The organism is Mammaliicoccus sp. A-M4 (assembly GCF_022386955.1).
GTDB lineage: Bacteria > Bacillota > Bacilli > Staphylococcales > Staphylococcaceae > Mammaliicoccus > Mammaliicoccus lentus.
Map to the genome: position 1 here is coordinate 171,163 of NZ_JAJNHH010000002.1, position 17,186 is coordinate 188,348.

At 29.6% G+C, this 17,186-nt stretch carries 17 protein-coding genes; 9 read left to right on the plus strand and 8 right to left on the minus strand.

Annotated elements, in window-relative coordinates; translation table 11 throughout:
* Positions 1-2 precede the first annotated feature (2 nt).
* Genes LQ682_RS02755 through LQ682_RS02765 form a run of 3 tightly spaced genes read right to left on the minus strand, consistent with a single transcriptional unit; the run spans position 3 to position 3,499 of the window.
* Positions 3-1,406 carry a PTS transporter subunit EIIC gene (locus LQ682_RS02755; RefSeq protein ID WP_016999837.1) on the minus strand — a complete coding sequence of 468 codons (1,404 nt, stop codon included), beginning with the start codon at positions 1,404-1,406 and terminating at the stop codon, positions 3-5.
* A 21-nt stretch (positions 1,407-1,427) separates the two neighbouring features.
* On the minus strand, positions 1,428-2,159 hold the full coding sequence (chbG, locus tag LQ682_RS02760) for a chitin disaccharide deacetylase (protein WP_016999838.1): 732 nt from the start codon (positions 2,157-2,159) through the stop codon (positions 1,428-1,430).
* On the minus strand, positions 2,156-3,499 hold the full coding sequence (locus tag LQ682_RS02765) for a family 4 glycosyl hydrolase (RefSeq protein ID WP_103269114.1): 1,344 nt from the start codon (positions 3,497-3,499) through the stop codon (positions 2,156-2,158). The genes chbG and LQ682_RS02765 overlap by 4 nt, the downstream gene beginning before the upstream one ends.
* Before the next feature lie 134 nt (positions 3,500-3,633).
* Here LQ682_RS02765 and LQ682_RS02770 point away from each other — a divergent pair, with 134 nt between their 5' ends.
* The 3 genes from LQ682_RS02770 (at position 3,634) to LQ682_RS02780 (ending at position 5,996) form a co-directional block, all read left to right on the plus strand.
* Positions 3,634-4,347: a GntR family transcriptional regulator gene (locus LQ682_RS02770; protein ID WP_103269115.1), complete on the plus strand. Its 714-nt coding sequence runs from the start codon at positions 3,634-3,636 to the stop codon at positions 4,345-4,347.
* Between the two features lie 19 nt (positions 4,348-4,366).
* Positions 4,367-4,852, plus strand: coding sequence for a GNAT family N-acetyltransferase (locus tag LQ682_RS02775; protein ID WP_103269116.1), 486 nt, complete (start codon positions 4,367-4,369; stop codon positions 4,850-4,852).
* A 208-nt stretch (positions 4,853-5,060) separates the two neighbouring features.
* Complete coding sequence (locus LQ682_RS02780) at positions 5,061-5,996, plus strand: mechanosensitive ion channel (RefSeq protein WP_016999842.1); 936 nt, start codon at positions 5,061-5,063, stop codon at positions 5,994-5,996.
* A gap of 219 nt (positions 5,997-6,215) precedes the next feature.
* Here LQ682_RS02780 and LQ682_RS02785 read toward each other — a convergent pair whose 3' ends face one another.
* Positions 6,216-7,577, minus strand: a complete 1,362-nt coding sequence (locus LQ682_RS02785) for a CitMHS family transporter (RefSeq protein ID WP_103269117.1) — start codon at positions 7,575-7,577, stop codon at positions 6,216-6,218.
* 262 nt (positions 7,578-7,839) lie between these two features.
* On the opposite strand from LQ682_RS02785, the gene LQ682_RS02790 reads away from it, so the two are divergent.
* The 4 genes from LQ682_RS02790 to LQ682_RS02805 all read left to right on the plus strand — a co-directional run bounded on the left by LQ682_RS02790 (position 7,840) and on the right by LQ682_RS02805 (position 12,250).
* Complete coding sequence (locus LQ682_RS02790; protein ID WP_103269118.1) at positions 7,840-8,475, plus strand: NDxxF motif lipoprotein; 636 nt, start codon at positions 7,840-7,842, stop codon at positions 8,473-8,475.
* A gap of 797 nt (positions 8,476-9,272) precedes the next feature.
* Complete coding sequence (locus LQ682_RS02795) at positions 9,273-10,229, plus strand: ABC transporter substrate-binding protein (protein WP_103269120.1); 957 nt, start codon at positions 9,273-9,275, stop codon at positions 10,227-10,229.
* Between the two features lie 72 nt (positions 10,230-10,301).
* Positions 10,302-11,285: a FecCD family ABC transporter permease gene (locus tag LQ682_RS02800; protein WP_239723875.1), complete on the plus strand. Its 984-nt coding sequence runs from the start codon at positions 10,302-10,304 to the stop codon at positions 11,283-11,285.
* Positions 11,285-12,250, plus strand: coding sequence for a FecCD family ABC transporter permease (locus tag LQ682_RS02805; RefSeq protein ID WP_239723842.1), 966 nt, complete (start codon positions 11,285-11,287; stop codon positions 12,248-12,250). Before LQ682_RS02800 ends, LQ682_RS02805 begins: the two co-directional genes overlap by 1 nt.
* Before the next feature lie 125 nt (positions 12,251-12,375).
* Here LQ682_RS02805 and LQ682_RS02810 read toward each other — a convergent pair whose 3' ends face one another.
* The gene (locus LQ682_RS02810; RefSeq protein WP_103269123.1) at positions 12,376-13,299 is read right to left on the minus strand and encodes an ABC transporter substrate-binding protein; all 924 of its coding nucleotides are present in this window, start codon (positions 13,297-13,299) and stop codon (positions 12,376-12,378) included.
* 164 nt (positions 13,300-13,463) lie between these two features.
* Between LQ682_RS02810 and LQ682_RS02815 the strand changes: the two genes are divergently transcribed.
* Positions 13,464-13,733, plus strand: coding sequence for a hypothetical protein (locus tag LQ682_RS02815; protein WP_103269124.1), 270 nt, complete (start codon positions 13,464-13,466; stop codon positions 13,731-13,733).
* Between the two features lie 35 nt (positions 13,734-13,768).
* Positions 13,769-14,536 (plus strand): membrane protein insertase YidC, encoded by a 768-nt coding sequence (gene yidC, locus LQ682_RS02820; RefSeq protein WP_218729593.1) that lies wholly within the window; start codon positions 13,769-13,771, stop codon positions 14,534-14,536.
* A gap of 59 nt (positions 14,537-14,595) precedes the next feature.
* Here yidC and LQ682_RS02825 read toward each other — a convergent pair whose 3' ends face one another.
* The 3 genes from LQ682_RS02825 to LQ682_RS02835 are packed head-to-tail and all read right to left on the minus strand — an operon-like array spanning position 14,596 to position 17,082.
* Entirely contained in the window at positions 14,596-14,943 is a 348-nt protein-coding gene (locus LQ682_RS02825) for a hypothetical protein (protein WP_103269126.1), read from the minus strand.
* 11 nt (positions 14,944-14,954) lie between these two features.
* On the minus strand, positions 14,955-16,418 hold the full coding sequence (locus LQ682_RS02830; RefSeq protein ID WP_103269127.1) for a sensor histidine kinase: 1,464 nt from the start codon (positions 16,416-16,418) through the stop codon (positions 14,955-14,957).
* On the minus strand, positions 16,411-17,082 hold the full coding sequence (locus LQ682_RS02835; protein WP_103269128.1) for a response regulator transcription factor: 672 nt from the start codon (positions 17,080-17,082) through the stop codon (positions 16,411-16,413). The genes LQ682_RS02830 and LQ682_RS02835 overlap by 8 nt, the downstream gene beginning before the upstream one ends.
* Positions 17,083-17,186 lie beyond the last annotated feature (104 nt).

A 17,186-nucleotide genomic window follows, 5' to 3' on the forward strand; every position in this document is an offset into this window, starting at 1 on the left:
AATTAGGTGTTATCCATTTCTTTATTAAATTCCTTAACAAGTTTAGTTACTTCTGGTCCGATAATTATTTGAGCATTATGTTTATCAATGATTACAACACCGTGAGCGCCAGTTTGCATTATTTTTTCTTTGTTTATCAGTGAGGTATCTTTAAGTTCTAATCTTAATCTAGTGATACAGTTTTCATATTCTATCACATTTTCTTTAGTACCTATATTTTCTAATATTTTCTTGGACATATATTGATATTGGTTATGCGATAAAGATAAATCTTTTTCTTCTTCGGACTTTTCTTCATCAAAATTATTGTCTTCAATTTGGCCGATTATTGAAACTTTTCGTTTAATAATATAGAAGTAAAAAGTAATAAAATAAAGTATGAAAAATCCTATGCCTACTGGAATTATCATCCAGCCTTTATCTGATAAACTTAGGTTCAATACATAGTCAATGATGCTGCCACCCCAAGAGAATCCTTCCCTAATGTGCAAGTAGTATAAGGTCATTCCTGCTAATCCAGTATATACAGAATGTATAAAGTATAAAAATGGCGAGGTAAATAGAAATGTAAATTCAATAGGTTCTGTTATACCTGCGACTATAGCTGTAAAACTACCAGAACCCATTAAAGCTTTTGTATTTTGTTTATTGTATTTTGCTGCTTTGGATATGGCAAGGGCAATGGCAGGTACACCGAACATTATTGAGACAAAATATCCACTTAGGAAATAACCTGCTGTAGGATCTCCGTTTAAAAATCTTGTAACTTCTCCATGAACAACTTCTCCTCCTGATGTTTTAAAGTCTCCCAGACCAAAATAAATATAAGTATTTAACACATGGTGTAATCCAAATGGAAGTAAAAATCTATTTAAAAATCCATTTATAAATACTCCTAGTCCTCCTAAAGTTACTAGTGATTGAGCTAGCCAATCAATTGAAGACTGAGCATAAGGCCAAATTAAAAAACATATACCTGTTACAGGTAACATAAGTACTATAATTACAGTTATGGGAAAATTCTCTCCAGAGAAAAATGAAAAGACTTTTGGTAGTTCTACATCTTTAAATTTATTGTAGACCCAAGCTGCAAGAAGCCCTGAAATGAGTCCTCCAAATACACTCATGTTTAAATCAGAATCAAGTAAATTAAGTCCTTCTTTTAGTATAGATATTGCAATAAAACCAGCTAGTGCAGGGATTCCTCTATCTTTAGTTTTTGATAACCCCATCGCTATACCTATTGCTATAAGGATATCAATATTATTAAATATTGCTCCGGATGCTTGAAATAGTTTCCAGTCCAGTAAATCTTCTGAACTAATTCTAAAAAGTATACCAGCTGCAGGTAAAGCTACTATTGGAATCAGCATTGATTTACCAAGCTTTTGTAAGAATCTCATCATAACAAATGTCCCCCTTTGACATTACAATTGTGAATAATTGATTAATGTTATCCCATTCGCTTTATTAAAAGTAGATTTTGCATGTTCGCTTGTTAATAAATCTAATTCTTCAATTCTTGGCATGACAAAAGATGAATGATCTCTTAAAAATTTATCTATATATGCTGGATGGCACATTATTTCTACAGTTTTATATAATTGATATTTCTCTCTGATGATTTCGATAGGGTTTAAAATTGTTTCAGGGTGATACTCAAAGTAATCAACCATTTTATAATTAGGATAATTCTTTTTATCTCCTAAATTATTTCGAATAGGCAGTTGATATTCAGATGCTAATTTTAAAAATACTGGTTCTATTATGTCTAAATTATTTACATGATGATGAGTATCCATATGAGTAGGTGTAATTCCAGTCTCTAAAAATTTTTCGATTTGTTCTTTCCATTCGTTGTATAGTTCATTTGTGTCTATATAAAATTTTTGTTCGTAATGAGATAAATCTCTAAAATTTCCATCACTATCTACTAAAGTATATAAATTATGTGTTAATGGTTTCCCACAAGTTAAAGTTAGGTGAATGCCAATGCCTAGATTCGGGTTTTCTTTCGCAAGTTGGATTGCATGGTTAAAACCTGGCATATTTGTTAAGCAAGTCGTTGAAGTAAGTATGCCATTTTTAAAAGCATCGATAATTCCGTAATTTACCCCATTTGAATAACCGAAATCATCTGCATTTATGATAAGCTTCATAATGTTTCCTCCCTTTTATTTAAAACGGGCCAATGGTCTTTATTCGCTTCAAATAAATCTTTTAAGACTTCTTTCGCTTTATTCGTGTCTATGACAGTTCTATTTAAAATAAGGGCTTGCAATAACTTTTCATAATCATTATCAAAGTAAGCTTCGATTATTAATTTTTCATACGCGTATTGATTTTCTAGTAATCCTTTATAAAATGTAGATATTTCACCTATTTTAAAAGGCTCTACACCTTCGTTACCAAGTAAAGCGGGAACTTCTACAAGGGCGTCATAAGGTAGATTAGAAATAATTCCTTCATTCCTTGTCATTATAATAAAGCGTTCTTTTAAGTGATGAACAAGCGAAGCGGCAATACGAATCATGTATATACCATGTATATCACCAGAAATATCAATATTCTGAGTACTATTTTGATTAATGATAACGTCGCAGTCAGTGAAAACCTCTTTTTCTCGTCCATTTATAACTTGTCTAGCTCGAGTATTGTCCATAGGTTCCTTTTTAGATAATTCATTAGGATAAAGATAATATTGTAAATACGTGTTAGGTAGATATTCATTAAAGTCTTGTATCATTTGTTTAGCTTGTTTAAAAGTAGCTTGCCAGGAAGGGTCATTGGCAATTAATTTATCTGTAGGTTTAAAATCATTATCCAGAATAAGTTGTTTGAGCTGAGATGTATAATCATAACCCTGCTTATTTCGTATACTCGTAAACCATCCAAAATGGTTTAAACCAAAATAATCAGCTTCTAAATTCCATATATCTTCTTCCAATATGTCTGAATAGCTTTTCATAATTGCTATAGGCATATCACATATATTTAATAATCGTTTATCGTCAGGGAAGATTTTATCTAATGCTAGGCCAACAATTGCAGCAGGATTTGTATAGTTCAAAATCCAAGCATCTGAATTTAATGAACGAATATCATCGACAAGTTGAATCATATCAGGTATTGATCGTAACCCATAAGCCATGCCTCCAGCGCCGCATGTTTCTTGTCCTACTAATCCGTGTTTAATAGGTATTTGTTCATCTTTTTCTCTCATAGTTAGACCGCCAGTACGAATTTGGACGAATATAATATCAGTATCTTTAAAGGCTTCTTTTTTATTAGAAGTGTATTTAAAATTTTCTAATGAAGGGTAATGTTCTTTCAATAATATAGAAGCAGCACGTCCTATCTTTTCTTGTCGCGAAGTATCTGTATCGTATAGCGTAATATGACTTAGTGGTAAATGTTTCGATTCTTCAATTAAACTCATTAATATACCTAGCGTATATGTACTTCCGCCACCAACTATTGTTAATTTACTCTTTCTCATTATTTTGTAACCCCTTTCAAGTAACATTATATAATATGTATTGTAAAAATCAATACAAATATAATACATATTTTAAATGTGTATGCTTTTTGAGTTTGAAGTGTTAAAATAAACTATGAAGGTGAGGGGTTTTTATGAGCGATAAGAAAATGCCTTTATATCAAAAAATCATGAAAAATATTCAAGATTATATTAAAAATCAAGGGCTAGAGCATGGAGATGTTATACCTACTGAAAAGGCTTTATCAGAAAAATATCAAGTAAGTAGGGTAACTATTAGAAAAGCTATTTCAAGACTAATAGAAAAAGAAATATTATACAGTATTAAAGGGAGCGGAACTTATGTAGCTTTCCCAAAATTTGAACATAATTTATTTAAGTTACAAGGATTTACTGAAGAAATGCAACCTTATCATGATTCTATTAAAAACAAAGTGATAGAATTTAGACTTATAAAACCAAATGATGAAATACAAGAAATACTCAATCTCAACAAAGAAGAAAAAGTATATAACATAAAAAGGATTAGAAAATTGAACGGTGAAGTTTTAATTATAGAAAATGCTTATATACCGTTTGAACTATTTCCTGATCTTTCTGTTGAAGCCATGACTAAATCAAAATATGGTTATTTAAAAGAAAAGGGATATGTTATAAAAAAAAGGGTAGAAGAGTTTATACCTAGGTTACCAAGTGAAGATACAATGGAAATTTTTAATATAAAATCTAATACTCCTTTATTAGAATTAAGAGCACATTCTATATTAAGTAATGATGAAATATTTGAATATTCTGAGGTATTGTATCATCCTAAAAAATATAAATTTAAATTAGAATTATCAAGATAACAAAAAGGGGGATATTATTATGTTATTACGAGAGAAGAAAGAATCTGATGTTGAAGAATTAGCTAAAGTGCATTATGAGTCATGGCTTTCAACGTATAAAGGAATTATTCCTGAGAGTTATTTAGATGAAATTACTTTGGAGTCTTACATAGAAAATCATTATAAATTTAATGCACCTTGTATTGTTGCTGAAATAGATAATAAAATAGTAGGTTTTTTAATGTATGCTAAAGATAAAGATGATGATACTAGTGAAAATTGTGGAGAAATACTCGTCATTTATTTACTTGAAGCATATCAAAATCAAGGTGTAGGTACTCAATTAATGATAGAAGCTGAGAAGAAAATGAAACAGGAATATGATCAATTAAGTCTGTGGGTAATTGAAGATAATTTACAAGCAGTGAATTTTTATGAGAAGTGTGGGTTTAAAAAAGATGGAAAAGTAGAATTAAGTGAACATGGTGTTGTTTTACGTGAAACCCGTATGATAAAAGATTTATAAAAACCATATTGCGATAAATGAATATCGCAATATGGTTTTTATTTTATATATCGATTACATACACTTTAATATATTAGGATATTAATTCTTTGGAATTTAAGAATAAACAACGAGATTAAATTTTTTTAAAGTTTTTTTAGAATTATTAATAAAAATATGATTATTAATATAATACTAGGGTAACATACTAAAAAAGGAGGATATATATATGAGTAAAATTACAGATTCATTTATGAATGCATTAGATAGCATTATTGGATTTATTCCAAATTTAATTAGTGCGATTATTTTATTAATCGTAGCTTGGATTATTGCAGTAATTGTTAAAACGATTATTGTAAAAGGCTTAAGAGCTATTGGATTTGAAAAATGGTTAGAGAAAAAAGGATTAACTGAAGCAGGTAGTGGTAAATCTGAATCAGAAGGTTTAATTCAAACATTCGGCAAACTAGCTTACTTCATTATTTTCCTATTATTCTTGCCATCAGTGTTTGATGCATTAAATATGACATCAGTATCAACACCTATTAAAAATATGATGGATAGTATTTTAAACTTCTTACCTAGAGTTATAGTAGCAGTAATAATACTAATAGTTGGTTTATTTATTGCTAAAGTATTAGGTACATTAGTTAAAAACTTATTAACTAATTTAAATGTTAGTCGTTATAACCATTATGTTAATTTTGGTGAAAACAAAGAAAGTATAGATATTCCTTCAGCTACAGGCTGGATTCTTACAACAATAATTGGTTTATTCTTTGTTGTTGAAGCTTTACACACTGTAAACTTACAAGTGTTAAATACAATTGGTGAAGCAATTATTGGTTACTTACCATTAGTTATCTCAGCAGCTATTATCTTAGTAATCGGTTTTGTTGGTGGTAACTTATTATCTAAACTTATCAAAAAATCTACAGGCAATGGTCTTGTAGCAGAAATTGTTAAGTATTTAGTAATTGTTGTTTCAGTATTTATGACACTAGATCAATTAAACTTTGCTCAAAGTATTGTTAACGTAGCATTCTTACTTATCTTAGGTGCTGTTGCAGTAGCATTTGCTATTTCATTCGGTATCGGTGGTAAGTCATTCGCAGAAAAAACTTTAAGAAAAGTTGAAGACAAAGCAGACTCTGATAAATAATATTGAAGAATCCAAATAAAGAGGCTGGGCTAAAATAATTGCTCAGCCTCTTATATTATGTAATTAACAACGTAGTAAATCCATAATATAAAACAAATCACATATCAAAATAAATGCTCCTAATCCTTAGTAGATTAAACTAAAGGGTTAGGAGCATTATTTTGATTTAGGGACTTATATCCCAAGGTGGTTATTATTTATTAAATACGAGTTTTATATTTAAATTGTTACGATACCTAGTAAAATTGCGATAAATAGCATAACGATTGAAAATCCCCAAATCCAGAAGAATGCGTATTTAATATATTTACCCATATTAATTTCAGCTAGCCCGACTGCTAACCAAAGAGCAGGTGAAAATGGACTAACGAATGTACCGATTATGTTTCCTATCATTAATGAATAGGCTGTTGAAAGTGAAGGTACACCAAATTGACTTGCAGTTGATTCTACAATTGGTAACACAGCAAAGTAATATGCATCTGTACTAGTTAATAAATCTAATGGAACACCTAGCATACCAATTATAATATGTAGATAAGGTCCAACTGCTGTTGGTATTATATCAATTAATGATAACGCGATTGATTCTAACATGCCTGTTTCATTTAAAATACCTAAAAATACACCAGCAGCTAAAATAACCGCGGCCATCATTAAAGCATTAGGTGCGTGTGCACGTAAGCGATCCATTTGTTCGTCAACATCTCTGAAGTTTAATGGTAATGCAATACCGACACCAATCATAAATGCTAATTCTGGTGGAACGATGTCTAATAACATCATTGCAACTATAATAATTGTAAGTATAAGATTGAGCCAAAGAATATAAGTATGTTTTTTAGCTTCACCTTTAATTGAAGCATTTTCTTCTTGATCTTTTTGATAATTTTTAATAATTTCATTCATGTCTACTTTAATTGTTTCTTCATCAGGAAATTCTCTTGCAATACGTTTCTTTTCTCTTAAGCCTAAATAAATAGCAAATAGAATTGCTAAGACGATGCCTATTAATTGTATAGGTATGATGTTGTACCAAAGTTGATTAATATTATCTACTTTTAGAACTGAAGCAGTACGAGCCATTGGTCCGCCCCAAGGCACCATGTTAATAATAGCGGCACTTAGCGCAAGTAGTAACACTAATAAATAAGGACTCATTTTAAGTGTTCTATATAAAGGTAATAAAGCAGGAATCGCTAATAAGAAAGTAGTGGCACCAGCACCATCAAGTTGTGCAAAAGTACCAATAATGGTTGTGACAATTGCTACGATAATAATATTTCCACGTGTTAATTTAATCATGCCTTTAACTAACGGCCTAAATAAGCCGCTATCTGAAATAATTCCAAAGTATATAATCGCGAAAATAAACATTACTGCTACATTAAATACTTGATCAAAACCAGAATCTACATATTTTCGTATATCTCCGAAACCATGTCCAAGAACTAATGCGCCAATAATAGGTATTATTGTCATACCGACTACTGGACTGACCTTTTTAAAAATTAACATTGTGACAATGGATATTATAATAATAAGCCCCACAATTGTTAACATTGTATTTGCTTCTTCCATGAATGATCCCCCTCTTTAATTAAGCGCTTACAAATAATGTTAAACAAAAACTTTCTATGCAAAATGAACTCTTATAGAAAGCTTTAATTAGTATATCATTATAGAAAGTAAAAATGTACTGAATTTTAAGAATTTTTAGTTTTTGATATTATAAAATTTTTAATCAAGGTTTGAGATTTTACATATTATGTTATAATTTAAGTAATTAAAGAAATATATAAAGTTTTTAATTGCATAATCATATATTGTGGAGGTATATAAAATGAATAAATACATAATAGCACTATTTAGCATCATGATTACTCTAACGCTTATAGGATGCTCAAATGATAGCAACAAAGAGACGGATTCATCAGAGAAAAGTGATTCAGGTAAAATTGTAAAATCAAAACAAGAAGAAAAAGCAAAATTGCCTAAAGATGTATTTCAATCAGATGAAAACAATCAATCATTAACTAAAGATGATGTGAAGAAAAGTATTCAAAAATACCTTAATACAAATGAATCAGTATATAATGTGACTTCAAAAATTGAAGAAAAAGTATGGGATGAACAAAATTTAACAAATGAAGAAACTAAGCAATTAGAACAAGCTCGTAAATTGTTAGACGAGAATGATCAAAACTTCTCTAATTATTTAAAAAATAATGAATTACCAAGCGAATACAAAAAAGATACATATAGAATAAGTGAGTACTTTACAGCCTATAATGATACTTTAAGTAAACTTGACAATAGTATTCAACAAATGGAAAAAAAGGCTAATGACGGTGAAATCCCATTTAAAGAAGTGAAAGATATAATACCAGATAGCAATAAAGTTAGTGGTAAACAACAACAGAAAATAGAAAAGTTTCTTAAAAGCATTGATATTAAAACAAAAGCATTTGAAAGGTGATTGAATTACCAATGAATAAAATGAAGTTAGCAATTTTTATAGATGACTGTAGACATATATTAGGGTTCGCCATTCTATTAGTTTATTTTATATTAAGTTCGAAGTTGGATATACAATTTGCTTATTCAATTGTGATCACGTTATCGACTTGTTTATATTCATTGTTTTTTATCGCCTCTGATTTTAGGATGGCCAGATATCAACGTAAACCATTGGTATCCGTAAAATATAGAATATTTCAATCAATAATATTCTTATTACTAGGTGTGACTGTATACTATAGTAATTATTGGGAAAGTTTTATTGGTGTTCTCATATATGGGATTGTAGCACTAGTTATATTTATAATGTTCAATAAAAAAATATATAAAATACAAGGTTTTGAGTATGTTATTTAAAATGGGACTAGCTATCATAATAATGTGTATCGCATTATCATATTTTATTCTATTTTGGAAGTCTAATAGTAATTTGAGTATTTTTTATATTATTATTTACACTATCATTGGATTCGTTCACAGTTATATTGAAAAGAAATATTTAATTAAAAACACTAATAATGAAACAAATTCATAAGAGATAAATTGTATAAAAATACGCTTGTAATACATACGCAGGCGTATTTTTTATTTATTTTTATATAGAAAAAATAAACTTCTTGTAATGTTGTTGAATAAAAATATTGATATTTAATTGAAACGATAGTATTTTCAGAATTTTATATCAAAACATATAGACATTTATTTCCATATATTTTATAATTGATAACGGTTATCAATTATAAAAGGAGGAAAAATATGAATAATTATAAGAGATTATTAGTTATGTTACTTGTTGCTAGTGCGTTATTTTTAACAGCTTGTAGTGATAGTAATAAATCAAATGATAAAGATAAAGAGGCGAAAGGTGAGGAACCTAAACAAGAAAAATCAATAGAAATTAAAGATGAATTGGGTACGGTTAAACTTAAAGATAAACCTAAAAATATAGTTGTATTAGAATATTCATTTGCTGATGCTGTTAAAAATTTAGGTTCGACACCAGTTGGTATCGCTGATGACAATAAAAAAGAAATTATTAAGAAGTTATATGGAGAAGAAGTGAAATATACTTCTGTAGGTACACGTAAACAACCTAACTTAGAATCGATTAGTTCATTAAAACCAGATTTAATTATTGCAGATGTTCAAAGACATAAAGGCATTTATGAAGATCTTAAGAAAATCGCACCAACGATGATTTTAAAGAGTAGAGAAGCAAGCTTTGACGATGTAAATGCTTCATTTGAAAAAGTAGCAACTGCAATGGGCAAAGAAGATGAAGGCAAAAAGATGTTGGATGATTTAGAAGATAAATTAAAAGAAGCTAAATCAAAAAATGAAAAAGCTTCTAATAAAGATGAAAAAGTTATGATTGCTGTTGCGCGTGAAGATGCATTCCAAGCACATACCTCGCATTCTTATGTAGGCCAACTATTAGAGAAAATGGGCATGAAAAATGCGATCGAATCTAATAAAGCGTATGAAGAAGTAAACTTAGAAACATTATCTAAAGTAAATTCGGATAAATTAATTATTACTTCTGATAAAGATAAACCGATTACTGATGAATGGAAAAACAAAGAACTTTGGAAAGAGTTAAGTGCTTATAAAAAGGGTCAAATTCAAGAAGTGGATAGAGATTATTGGACTAGATTTAGAGGTTTCAAAGCAAATGAATACATCATGAAAGATGTAGAGAAAAATAATAAATAATTGAATGGAACAATGAGTGTGTAGTTTTATGCATTCATTGTTCCATCATTTCAATATTTAGTTGGTGAAATGATGCAGAGAAAGTCTATAATAACAATGGTCATGATTATCATATTAGTGATAGGTATGATATTGAATTTGAGCATAGGTTCAACGTTTATGAGTTTAAAGACGATATTTAATGCCATTGTAGCAGATGATCACTCTAAAGATGCGCTGATTATTAATACGATTCGTTTGCCAAGATTATTCGTTGCTATAATGGTAGGAATAAATTTAGCTGTAGGTGGTGCTATTATGCAAGCTTTAACTAAAAATGCTTTGGCATCGCCTCAAACATTTGGAATTAATGCAGGAGCAGCATTGTTACTTGTTGCTTCAATTGTATATTTACCAGGCCATTCAGATACAATTAATCCTTATATTGCTTTTTTAGGTGCAATTGTAGGTGGGTTGATAGTATATACGTTTATATATGGACACGAGAATAATCATGTACGATTAGCATTAGCAGGTATGACAATCCATTTACTATTATCTTCCATAACTGAAGTGTTGATAATACTTAATGAGAATTCTACTGATGTCTTGTATTGGTTAACGGGTTCATTAAATGGTAAGGTTTGGGATGGTGTACAAATCTTATTACCCTGGTTTGTAATAGGTGTATCTGTTGCTTTATTTTTAGCTAAAGACTTAACCGTTTTATCATTAGGGGATATGTTTGTAACGAGCTTAGGTCTTCATAAGAAACTAAAATATTTAATTTTTAGTTTTATTGTGATTATATTAGCTGGTTCGTCTGTAGCTGTAGCAGGACCAATTGCATTTATAGGTCTAATTGCACCTCATATTTCAAGAAGATTAATAGGTGGAGGGTATGAGAAGAACTTATACTTCACCGCATTAACAGGCGCAGTTATTCTCGTATATGCAGATACGTTATCACATATCATTGCTTATCCATATGAATCTCCAGTTGGAATTGTAACAGCACTAATCGGGGGACCATTCTTCTTATATCTTTGTAAAAATGGAAGGAGTGGTCTTAAATAATGAAGTATAAATGGAAGTTTATCATTGTGATAGTTGTTCTGATTATAAGTATCTTGCTACATGTACAAGTCGGATCACAATTCATTTCATTTAAAGAAACATTAAACATGGTTGCTGGAACAACTGATGATTATGCATTTGTATTATATACATATAGAATACCAAGAATGGTCATTTCTTTAATTTCAGGTTTACTATTAGGATTAGCAGGTGCTATTGTACAAATATTACTTAGAAATCCATTGGCTTCACCTGATATTATAGGTGTTACTAAAGGTGCAGGATTATTTGCCGTTGCGCAGTCATTACTATTACCAGCATTGCCATTCTATTATCTAGGTATTTCTTCATTTCTTGGTGCGGTTGTAATGATTATAATCATTATGTTCTTGGGGAGGATTTTTCAAGCGACAACTTATACGATAGCTTTAATTGGTGTAGCTTTAAGTGCTATATGCCAAGCTGGTATTCAGTACTTTATGATACGCTATCCAGATAATATCAATACTACATTGCTTTGGCTGTCGGGTAGTGTATGGAGTAGAGATTTTGATGACTTGTGGAATTTTATATCGAGTGTATGTATATTACCATTGGTATTTATATTCGCAAATAAGTTGGATATTTTAAGTTTAGGTGACGAAGCGACCATAAGTTTAGGAGAAAAGGTAAGTATTATTAGAAGTGCTTATTTATTCATGTCAGCAATATGTATTGGTTCCGTCGTATCTGTTACAGGTACAATTGGTTTTATCGGCCTAATATCTCCTCGTATTGCAAGGTTATTAGTAGGAAGAAAAGCTATAAGACTTTTACCAGTATCATCTATTATAGGGGCTATATTTTTACTTTTAGCGGATGCTATTGGTAAAGGTATTGCACCACCTGTAGAAATTCCAGCGGGGGTTATTACTGCAATAATTGGCGCACCATACTTTTTATTCTTACTAAAAAAAGAGAAGTGAGTATGTACAGAAGGTGAGTGTGAGGGTTGTCTTACTTCAGACAGAAGGAAGTCTAAAAAATATATCGAAAGTTACAAAAAGACCTTTCCATTATCTAAATATGATGGAAAGGTCTTTTTATAAAGTTATTTCATTTCTTTAAATGCTTTGTAGAATATTTCTCTTTGTTTTTCTAATGAGATTGGGTCATTATATTGTGTTTCTGTAACGTCAAATTTCACCACATGATTGTTCTTCATAGCATCTGTATTTTTCCATACATTTGTTTCTTCAAATTGCGCTTTTTGGTCGCCATTGGCAGCTATAATAACATAGTCTCCTAAATATTTATCAAATTGTTCTGGAGTGATAGTGAGTGTGCTTGTCTTTTTAGTTGCTGATTTTAATTCATCAGGTAACTTTAATCCCCAATCATCAAATATAATTTCTCCACCTCTGCCCATCTTATCGTTAAATGCAATGAGCCCTTTAGGTGTTTGCTGTAAAATAGTCGCTGTTTTTTCTTTTATTAATGGTTCCAGTTCTTTTTTATCTTTAGATAGTTGTGCTTTCCATTCTTTAAGCCATTTATCTGCTTTGTCTTGTTCTCCAACTAATTCAGCTAGCAGTTTTGTATTGTCTTCATATGTAGATTTCATGTTATCGATAGTAACAGTAGGTGCTATTTTTTTAAGTTTCTTTAAATTTTTTTCTTGAGATGTTGCGATAATTAAATCCGGTTTTGCTTTGGCAATTTGTTCAACGTTTGTGTTATCAATCTTCTTAGCATCTTTTGTAACATCATTTAATACTTTATTCTGCTTAACAAATTCTGGTACAGCTACTGGCTTATGTCCAAATTTTACTAATGCGCCCACGTATGTTGGATGTAATACAACGATACGTTTAGGGTCTTTTGGAACTTCAACTTTTTCTCCAGAATCGTTTGTAAATGATTTGGTATCAGATTTACTGCCTTCTGATTCTTTACTATTTTTTTCAGTGTTACTATTCCCACAAGCTGCTAAAAGCATAACTAAAACAAGCATAAAAACGGATAATTTTTTCATCATCGTCCTCCTATTTTTTGTAAATGATAATTCTTCTCAATTATACCAAATTGAAAAACCATTACAATGAATTTTTGGAAAATTAAAGTAGGAAACATTTGAAGAATTAGGTAAAAACAAGTAGAATTAAAAAAGAATCGATACTTGAAAGGAGTGAGATAATAATGGAATGGCTCATAGGGTTACTAGGAGAAGATATATTATTTAATTATTTAACGTTTAGTATACATTACTTCATTCCAATATTATTAACGCTTCTATTTGTATACTTAGAAATGCAAGCAAGTATCAAATTGAACGAGACATGGCATGTACAACCATCTACTGAAGTACAAGATCAGTATATCTTTGTATGGATGGTACCTATATTAAGATGGAGAATAAAATGCCTGTCGAAAACAGGCGATGAAGAAGACGCGTTGCCAATATATTAAATCATATTTTATTTAATATATTGGAGGAAAATTTTTTGAAAAAACTATACACAGTAATCGCATTTTTAGCAATATCATTAATACTAGGAGGGTGTGCACCACAAGAAGGTGGCATGTTCCATTCAACATTTGTTGAACCATTTGTTCATCTTATTAAATTCTTTGCATCATTTTTCGGTAATAGTTACGGAATAGGTATCATCATTGTAACGCTATGTGTACGATTGATTGTAATGCCTTTCATGTTACGTTCTTTTAAAGGGCAGAAGAAAATGCAATTTAAAATGAAACAACTTAAACCACAAATAGACGAAATTAATAAGAAAATGAAATCAGCTAAAGATGAAACTGAAAAAGCACAATACAGTCAGGAAATGATGGCTTTATATAAAGATAATGATGTAAATCCTTTAAATATGGGATGTTTACCGATGTTGATACAAATGCCAATATTAATGGCATTATACTTTGCAATATATAATAATGATGCATTAGCAAGTCATAACTTTGCTTGGTTTAATTTAGGCACACCAGATATATACATGGCTCTGATTGCAGGTGGATTATATTTATTACAAGCATATTTATCAACACGTTATTTACCAGATGGATCTAATAACCAAATGAAATATATTATGTATATAAGTCCAATTATGATATTTATTGTGAGCTTGAATATGCCAGCAGCATTACCATTATATTGGAGCGCTAGTGCAATCGTCTTAATTATTCAGCAGTATATATCAAATAAATACTTTAATTATCACGAAGAAGAAATTGAAGTACAAACAAGTACGTCATAATATAAAACAAAAAGACCCTTCCAATCCGAGATTAAATCTAGAGGATTGAAGGGGTCTTTTTATTTAGTCGATTTTGAAGTTGCATTCTTTTTACGCTTTTTTATTACCAGTTGTATTATTACTAATATAACCGCTAATGAAACAAGTAAGATATTCCTCGTTGCGCCTATAGGTACTAAAAAGTGTATAACTGTAGATACTATTATAAATGGAAGTATATAAATTAACGCATCTTTTACTTTAAATGTTCTAAAGGATTCATCCCGTATTTGGAATACAAAAAGGAAAATCGTCATAAAGAATATTATAAAAATGAGAGCTAACCAATCTATAGAATCTGATATTACCCAGCCACAAAACATAATGAAAAGTGTTAATGAGATAAGATATTTGATTTTGCTTAACATAGTGTGTTCTCCTATTCGTACAGTTTTATTCTGAAATGAACACCTTTTTCTATAGGTAATGATTGGAATGTTCCATTATGAAAGTGTATTGAGTCCATAATAATGGTAAAACCTATACCATGTTCTTTTTCGTTGTCTTTCTTAGTATGTGTTGAATGCAATGCTTTTTCTTCTATTGCCTTACTTATTCCCACTCCGTCGTCCCTATAATCAATGGTGAGAACTTCATTTTTATATGAAATTGTAATCTCGATATTTGGATTAATTTTGTTATGATCGATGCTGTTATCGATTAAATTCATGATCATCCTTTCAAAGTATAATTTGTTCCCGTAGAACGTCGGGTTTTCAAGATTATTAATGATTGTTAATTTATCATATTGGAAAGAATTGATGAGTTGATTCGTAGTTTCAATAACATCAAAAGCTTCTTTATTAATACCCATTTGTTCAGTTTCATATTTGAAGTTTTGATTTAAACTGTTAATTAACTCTGTCATATATGCTGCTTTTTCTGATATTAATATGGCATACTTTGTAGACTCATTTGATTCGTTTGAAAGGAGTCTTGAGTATCCATATATAGTTGTTAATGGTGATTTTAAATCATGAGAAATTTGACTAAGCCATTTTTCTTTGTAGTAATTGATTTGGTTATGATAAATTTTGTTTTGCATTAATTGGTCAGACAGAGTTTCAACAGAATCATTTAATTCTTTAAATAACTTTTTATTTTTCTTGTTGTGATGTTTAGAACTTGGTTTAAATAATTTTCCTTTTGAAAGATTTTCAATCCATTCTGTGTAGAAAAATAATGGATTTGATATTCGTTTAGAAATTATTAAAGCAAGTAGTATAACAAATATTAAGTTTATTGCGAATAATAATAAGGTAACGAGTAGGGAGCTTATAAGTAATTTTTTATCTGCTTCCCCGATTTCTGAAACATAACTAACTTTTTTATGAAATGGTTTTTCGATAAACTTTAAATTATTATTTTCAATTCCTATATTATAACGGTTATATCCTTCTATAAAGTTACTATTGATTAGTTTTTTTGTATTAATGTCGCCTTGGTTTTTAATCGTTAAATTTGAGTTAGATGGGAATACAATTGCGACATGTAAATGTTTCCTATAAGGGACAGTCATAGTATTATTTATATTTCCGATAAGTTTCTTTTTTAAATTCCCATGATTTTTAGGATAAGAAACATTTGCCTTATCATCGATAATATACAGCTTAGCATTATTTTCTTTTAATTTTTGAGTTAAATCTTTATTCAGCTCATAGGTATTTTTACTTTTTGAAATAGCAGAATCTATATAAGTTTCATCAATGTTTTCTAAGTCTGTATACATTAAATTAATCGCTTTTGAAAAAAATACATATAAACCTATACACGTTAGTATCATTGTGACTATAAAGAATATTGAGATATATTTTATAAATTTTAAAGTAAAGCGTTTATTCATTATTATTGCTCCTATAGATATATCCTTTGCCTCTAACTGTTTGTATTAGCTCAGGTTTATTAGGATTTTCTTCTATTTTCTTGCGTAACGTTCTAATATGAACCATCAAAGTATTATCATCTACGCTTATTGAATAGCCCCATACATTATCATAAATTTGATCCTTCGTTAAAATTCGGTTTTGATTTTTTATAAAATATATTAATAAATCGTATTCTCTAGTTGTTAAGTTAATAATCTTATTTTTAAAAGAAACATCTGCCGTGTCTAAATTTACTTCAAGTCTATTATTTGTATGAACGTTTGATTTGTCTATATGCACGCCAACGCGATAAGCAAGTTCAATTGGATCAAACGGTTTTTTAATGTAATCAACTGCACCAAGTTCAAATCCTCTATATGTATCTATCTCAGAATCTTTGGCAGTAACAATTAATAATTTAGTGTTTTGATTTTTTATGTATTTTAGAAGTTCATAGCCGTTTTCAGACTTTAAGTTTAAATCCAATAACATGACATCAAATACATGACTTTTAAGTAAGTTAGTTGCTTCATTTATATCATTTGCTGTATAAAGGTCTCCTAATTGCTTGTTGGAGAGCGTAATTCTGATTAAAGATTGAATATCAATATCATCTTCCACTATTAATATCTTTGCAGCCATTTCTATACACCTCGATATCTTTAATTTTAAAGGTCTCTGCTAGATACATCTACCTATTATTGTAAAATTAAGTTACTTTTAAGGAAAGGATAAGATAGAATTTA